Genomic DNA, 6,881 nt, shown 5'->3' with positions numbered 1-6,881 from the left:
AATGAGCTGGTACAGGAGGTAAAGGCCGGCCTGACCCCGTTCGAGGCGCTGCGCAGCGCCACCGCCGTGCCGGCCGCCTTGCTGGGACAGGAGAAGGATCTTGGCACGGTGGAAGTGGGCAAGATCGCCGATCTCGTCTTTGTCGATGGCAACCCGCTTGAGGACATCAAGAATGCCAGCAAGGTCCGCAAGGTGATGAAGACCGGGCAGCTTTACACGATCGAGGAACTGCTCGCGCAGACGGGTGGCGCGCAATGAGCGCAACGATCACGGACGGCCCCGCCAGATCCACCGCCATGACCCGCAAGGACGCGATGGTGATTGGCGCATCCGCGTTGGGGACCGTGTTCGAATGGTATGATTTTTATCTTTATGGTGCGCTGGCGCTGTTCATCACGGCCCATTTCTTTTCCGGTGTGAATGAAACAACCGGCTTCATTCTCGCTCTGCTCGCCTTTGCCGCCGGCTTTGCGGTGCGCCCCCTTGGCGCACTCGTTTTCGGCCGCATGGGTGACTTATGGGGACGCAAGAACACGTTCCTCGTCACCATGGCACTGATGGGCCTTTCCACCTTCGCGGTTGGCCTGCTGCCAAGTTATGAGCAGATCGGCGTCGCCGCGCCGCTGGCGCTCGTCTTCCTGCGCCTCATTCAAGGCCTGGCGCTGGGCGGCGAATATGGCGGGGCGGCGACCTATGTCGCGGAACATGCTCCACCCGGCCGCCGTGGCTTCTACACAAGCTGGATTCAAACCACGGCGACGCTCGGTCTGTTCGCCAGCCTGCTGGTCATTCTGGGCACCCGTAATCTGATGGGCGAGGAGGCTTTCCGGGCGTGGGGCTGGCGCGTCCCGTTCCTCCTCTCGATCATTCTGCTTGCCATCTCGATCTGGATTAGGCTGAAGCTGCAGGAAAGCCCCACTTTCCGCAAAATGAAGGCGGAAGGTCGCGGCTCCGACGCACCGATCACCGAAAGCTTCGGCCGCTGGAGCAATTTGAAGGTGGTGTTGATCGCGCTGTTCGGCCTGACCGCGGGACAGGCAGTCGTCTGGTATAGCGGCCAGTTCTATGCTCTTTTCTTTCTCGAAAAGACGCTCAAGGTTGATGGCGAGACCACCAATCTGCTGATCGCCGCCGCGCTGCTGCTGGCCACGCCTTTTTTCGTGATCTTCGGATGGCTCTCTGACAAGGTCGGACGCAAGCCAATCATTCTCACCGGCTGCCTGCTGGCCGCGCTCACCTATTTTCCCTTGTTTCATGCCCTCGCCGGTGCGGCGAACCCGGCTCTGGCGCGCGCGGCCTATGTCGCCCCGGTCATCGTCTATGCCGATCCGGCCGACTGCTCCTTCCAGTTCGATCCGGTCGGCAAGAGCCGGTTTTCGACAAGTTGCGACCTGGCGAAAACCTTGCTGGCGCAGACCGGTATTCCCTATTCGAACGAAGCTGCGGCCCCGGCCAGTATCGCCATGATCCAGATCGGCGCCATGCAGATTGAAAGCTTCCGGGGTGAGCGGCTGGAATCTGCCGTGTTCCAGAAACGGAAAACCGCATGGGAAGCCGAGGTCAGAGCCGCCCTGGCGACGGCGGGCTATCCCGAGCGGGCAGACCCGGCGGCCATCAACAAACCACGGGTGGTCGGCATCCTGTTCTTGCTCGTGCTCTATGTGACGATGGTTTACGGCCCGATTGCTGCCGCGCTGGTGGAGCTTTTCCCGACACGCATCCGCTACACGGCGATGTCCCTGCCCTATCATATCGGCAATGGCTGGTTGGGCGGCTTCCTGCCGACCACCGCCTTTGCGGTCGTCGCTGCAACCGGTAACATCTATGCGGGCTTGTGGTATCCCGTCATCATCGCCGCGCTGACGGTCATCATCGGGCTGATCTTCCTGAAAGACCGCAAGGATGTCGCGCTGGACGAGATTTAACGTTCAGCCGCCTGCCCGGCAAAAGCAGCATTTAGCCGGGCCGCCCTTCACCAGCCATACCGATCCCCGGTGGTCTGGTGGAGGGCAATCTTTTTCGCCGAGTACCGACAAACACACCTTCATCGACAGGTGTCATTCACGTCGAAACGGCCGCAGTTGAACGGGTCCGAGCGCCGCTTCGTCCCTGTTCAAACGCTAATTCAGCTAATCATCAGCCTACCGTATGGCGGAGCCAGCCGGCCCCATGCACATGCATATGACCCCGCGCCTCAGGCAGCCATGCGAACCGTCCGGCAGGAGTGGCCGCACCATGCAGGCAGTGCTGGCCGCTATACGCATCCTGCGTAACCGTCGGTGCCAAGGCGTCATGACAATGCAGGTGCGACGTCCGGCCTGACATTCGCTGCACGCTTTAATAAATATTGCGATCATGAAAAAGGGCGCGATAAACGCGCCCTCTTCCCTTTAATCCGGCCGATTGCTCAATAGCGATAGGCCACTGTCACGCCATAGCTGCGCGGCCGATTGTAAAGATAAGCGCCATGTAGCGGACTACCGAAGCCCAGCGCGTCGCCATCCATCAGATAATTTTCATCGAACAGATTGTTGACGAACGCGGAAATATCCAGCCCGCTCACGCGCGCGCCGATACGCGCATTGACCACATTGTTGGTCGGACCTGGATCATTCGATGCAGTAGGGTCATAAACGGCGTTATTGGGATTAAGGCCCGAACCACGATCATTTCGCCCGGTGTAGGTATAATCGCCGCGCATATAAAGGTCGGTGCTGGCGTTCAGCTGGAATGCATAATCAGCCGACAATGTGAACGTCGTCCGGGACCCACTGATTGCATCGCCCTTCGAGACGGTTGGCTTGGTCTGCGTATTGGTTGAGAAGAAATCCTCATCATAGGTAGCGTTGGCATCCCCCACTGCCGCAGTCAGTGTCAGACCCGCTGCCGGGCGGACACGAACCAGCATATCGAAACCATAGCTGGTTACGTCCCCCAGATTATCCGTGAAGGACAACGGGCAAGCCCCCACAGGCGGGATAGCAACGTTGCCGATGCGATTTTTCCACTTGATGAGGAAGACGCTGCCATCAAACTGAATGGCATTATTCGCGAAGCTGAGTTTGGCTCCGGCCTCGTAATTGCGCACACGGTCGGAATCATAGGTGGTCGGCACCCCGCCCACGGCGTCCACGTCGCAGCCCTGATTATAGATAGGCACATTCGCGCCACCAATCCGGAAGCCGTCAGACACCGACGCATAATAGAGATTGCCGTTATCCGCCTTGTAGCTGACGCTGACCATACCCGTGACCGGCGTTTCATTGCTGCTGCCAATGTCGAGACGTGGCGCAGGCGGACCGTTGACCGGCCCATCAGCCAGATTCTCGAACTTGAACTTGGTTTTAGAAACACGGATGCCGCCGGTGAGCGTCAGCTTGTCCGTCAAGCGCAGATCGACCTGGCCGAAGCCAGCCAATTGCGTATCCCATGTCGTGGTATCCCCCACGAACAAAAAGCGCCCGTCCACAAGCGGCACGCCAAAGGCCATCTCCACGCATGCATCCGGGGTTGCACAGGGCATCATGCCCGTATCAAGCAGCAATTGTCCGAGAAATTTATTCTCGACAGAGCGGAAGGTGGAAACCTTATTCTTTGAGTAGAAACCACCAATCGTCCAGTTGAGACGCGCATCGGGATTATTGTTCTGAATGCGCACTTCTTGGGTGAAAAAATTATTCTTCTGATTGTCGAAGCCGGGCGCGACGTCATTTACGTTATCCGGCAACGGAACCGTAACGCCCGTGAAAATCGTCGTCCACATCGGGACCTCGAACGGCGTAAAGTCCGTGACGCCCGCTTCTTTACGTCGATAGTAAGACGTGTTCGATATAATATCGAAGCCATCCGCTTCATATTCCAGCTTCAACGCCGGAAGAACAAAATTCTGATTAAACGGCTGCCGCAACGGATAAGCATGGCCATATTTATTTTGTGATTGGTCGGTATAGTTCAGATGCTGGTAACGCGGATCGTTGTTCGGTAGCCAGATAGCCTGCATATCATCCAGATTGATCCGTTGATAAAAAACCGACGGCGTAATCGAGAGCCGTTCCGTCGGCTGGAAACGCAGGGCAAACCGCGCCGCCAGCGTGCGCTGTTCATTGGCGTTCTCGTCATCGACCCGGCCACTGCGGGAATCGAGCCGATCAACGAAACCGCCATCGGTCCGATGCCAGACACTGGCGCGGAAACCCACCTTGTCCACTACCAGCGGACCGCCAACGGCGACCCCGGCCTCATAGCTGTTCGCACCGCCCTCGGTCCAGCCTAGCTCGCCACGCCCATAGACTGACATCTGCGTCAGACTCGGCGTTGGCGTGATGAAGCGGATCGCGCCACCTTCAGAACTGGCGCCGAACAGCGTGCCCTGCGGCCCGCGCAGAACTTCCACCCGCTCCAGGTCGAAAATCTGCGGGTAGGCGTTGGATGAGAAATTACCGGACGCAATCGTTGCGCGCTGCGCAATCGGCGTATCGTCAATATAGACACCCACTGTCGCCGAACCGGCACCGGACGAAATGCCCCGCATAGAAATCATCGACCCCAGACCATTTGTGCGACTGAAACTGATGCCGGGGGTCAGGCGAGCGATATCGCCCACATCACGCACGCCCTGCTTGTCCATCTGCTCCTGTGAATAAGCGGCGATGCTTTGCGGAACCTCCCGTATGCTTTCCTCGCGCCGCGTCGCCGTGACGATGATATCGTCCTGCGGATTATAGGGTTGAGCGCCATCGTCACTGTCCACCCCTCGTCGATCTTGAGCAGAGCCAGGCGAAGCGATGGCCAGCGCCACCAGCCCTGCTCCCGTCGTTAGCGATATATAGAAGCTTTTTTTCATGACACCCCTCCTGTTCAGCTCTCACACCGCGCTATCACGCTGGCGAAACAACCCTGCTTCAGGCTGCATAATTTATAATGTAGCTAAAAATTAGTTGGTCATCAATCTATTTTCGTGCGTGATAAAAACATAGCCGTTGCATTTTATCGGATGAAAATCGCTTTTTACGCCTGTTCCCAGGTGTAAACATCAACCCATCATAGATTGTATGCAAACTAATTTCCGATATGAGCCGCCCAAAAAGTACCGCGATGTCACCCGCTGAACACCATCGACTGTCCCGGTAGCGGCATGACGGAGCCTCAGGCCTTCATAACGCTGGACCTCAAGCCAGCCGCTCCGTATCGGCCTGCAACGAATCCTGGGCCTTGCGCTAAATCGCCCACCTCACTGACGAGGGAGCGTGCGTTGCCCTACGCCGCAAGTAACAGCCGGCCTACGCAGCCGTTGGGGAACATCAGACAGAGCGACCATGCTGCACACCGGCACGATCAGTAATCAGGGCCTCATCAGCGAGGCCCAGCGCATTGCCAGACTCGCCTGGCCGATCATCCTCACCAATCTCAACTGGACGATCATGCATCTGATCGACGTTGCCGTGGTGGGGTTGGCCGGCACGGACGAGCTGGGCGCGCTGGCGGCGGGGCGCGTGCTGAACTTCGTCATCCTCATGCTGCTGCTCAGCGGAATGTCCGGCATCGTGGTGTTCACCAGCCGGGCGGACGGCGCGGGGGATCTGCCGCGCACCGGCAGTCTATGGCGCGAGGCGGTGCTGACCGGATTGCTGCTCGGCACGCCCAGCGCCATCATCATTGCGCTGGCGGCCGAGCCCCTGCTCGCGCTCACCGGCGTGGTGCCTGACCTGATCGCACCCGGCTCGGCCGTGCTGATCGCCATGATGGTCGGCCTGCCCGGCCAGATGCTGCTCATCGCCTGCGGCTATTTTCTGGAAGGCGTGAGCTCACCGCGACGCGTTCTCTACGTCAACATCGCTACCCTGCCGCTCAATGCCGTGCTCGCCTATGCGATGACGCTGGGCCATCTCGGCTTCCCGCCAATGGGAGCGGTCGGCGCGGCGCTGGCCACATCGATCGCCGGCACCATTGGCGGCCTTGCCATGGCGCTGCTTGCCTGGACGCTGCCCAGCGCACAGCAGCGCGGCCTGCACCGGCTGGATCGGGCAGCATGGCGGCAAGCCTTCAAAGGCATTCCGGCGATCATCCGCTTCGGCATCATGCCTGGTGTCGGCGCGGCAATGGAAGTGCTCGGCTTCTCCTTCCTCATCATTCTTTCGACATGGATGGGTGATGTTATCGCCGGCGCCTTTCAGGTCATGCTCTCGCTGCACAATATCGGCTTCGCGCTGGCGCTGGGCCTCGGCTCGGCAGCGGGCGTGCGCGTGGGCAACGCAGTAGGCACGGGCGAACCCTGGACGGCGCGCAGCCGCACGCTCATTGCCTGCGCCCTTTCCATGGTCATCATGGGCAGCGTCGTGCTTGTCTATCTGCTGCTTGCAAGGCCAATCGTAAACGGCCTCACCGCCGATGCCGCGGTGGCGCGGGAAGCCACGCTGATGGTTCTGATCCTCGCACCCTTCATCCTCGCCGACGGCATTCAGGCCATCTTCGTGGCGGCGCTGCGTTCGCTGGGCGATCAGGTGGCGGCCGGTTTCAACGGCATCGTCGCCTTCTTCATCGCGATGAGCGCGGCGGGCTGGGCCGGCTGGCATTTCGGCTGGGGGTCGGCCGGTCTGGCACTTGCATCGGCCATCGGCATGGTCGCCGCGATGTTGCTACAAGGTGCGCGTTTCTGGCAAGTCAGCTCGCGCTATCGACGAATCTGAGTTCCAGATTGCGGGCGTTTTTAGGAATATCCAGCCGGCTTTCGGAAACCCGCGCTTCCTCATTGGGCTTGAGCTTGTTGCGGTCCGCCTTGGTCATCCAGCTGAACACCAGCCGCCCCTGATCGTCTCGCAGTTCGACGACAACAGGTGGCACCGAGAGCTCCTGATCGCTATCATTGAGGATGCGCGCATTGA

General features: G+C 59.5%; 4 protein-coding genes and 1 pseudogene. 3 read left to right on the top strand and 2 right to left on the bottom strand.

The window, feature by feature from the left end:
* The coding region (locus tag VNS12_RS01895; protein ID WP_325486149.1) for an amidohydrolase family protein at nucleotides 1-258 on the top strand (258 nt) is incomplete at its 5' end.
* Complete coding sequence (locus tag VNS12_RS01890; RefSeq protein WP_325486148.1) at nucleotides 255-1,925, top strand: MFS transporter; 1,671 nt, start codon at nucleotides 255-257, stop codon at nucleotides 1,923-1,925. The genes VNS12_RS01895 and VNS12_RS01890, both read left to right, overlap by 4 nt.
* 482 nt (nucleotides 1,926-2,407) lie before the next feature.
* On the opposite strand, the gene VNS12_RS01885 is transcribed toward VNS12_RS01890, so the two are convergent.
* Complete coding sequence (locus VNS12_RS01885) at nucleotides 2,408-4,843, bottom strand: TonB-dependent receptor (protein WP_325486147.1); 2,436 nt, start codon at nucleotides 4,841-4,843, stop codon at nucleotides 2,408-2,410.
* A gap of 472 nt (nucleotides 4,844-5,315) precedes the next feature.
* Here VNS12_RS01885 and VNS12_RS01880 point away from each other — a divergent pair, with 472 nt between their 5' ends.
* Entirely contained in the window at nucleotides 5,316-6,686 is a 1,371-nt protein-coding gene (locus VNS12_RS01880; protein WP_325486146.1) for an MATE family efflux transporter, read from the top strand.
* On the opposite strand, the pseudogene VNS12_RS01875 reads toward VNS12_RS01880, so the two are convergent.
* Nucleotides 6,661-6,881 (bottom strand): annotated as a pseudogene (locus VNS12_RS01875) (hypothetical protein); the annotation flags it as partial. The gene VNS12_RS01880 and the pseudogene VNS12_RS01875 overlap by 26 nt on opposite strands.

Source organism: Pelagibacterium sp. (assembly GCF_035555455.1).
In the GTDB taxonomy this organism is placed as follows: domain Bacteria; phylum Pseudomonadota; class Alphaproteobacteria; order Rhizobiales; family Devosiaceae; genus Pelagibacterium.
Note: the sequence above shows the minus strand (reverse complement) of the source record. Positions and strands in the feature narration are given on the sequence as shown.

Bases quoted from the DNA above. Each gene is read 5' to 3' on its own strand.
- VNS12_RS01890 (WP_325486148.1), top strand. From the start codon at position 255: ATGAGCGCAACGATCACGGACGGCCCCGCCAGATCCACCGCCATGACC.
- VNS12_RS01885 (WP_325486147.1), bottom strand. From the start codon at position 4,843: ATGAAAAAAAGCTTCTATATATCGCTAACGACGGGAGCAGGGCTGGTG.
- VNS12_RS01880 (WP_325486146.1), top strand. From the start codon at position 5,316: ATGCTGCACACCGGCACGATCAGTAATCAGGGCCTCATCAGCGAGGCC.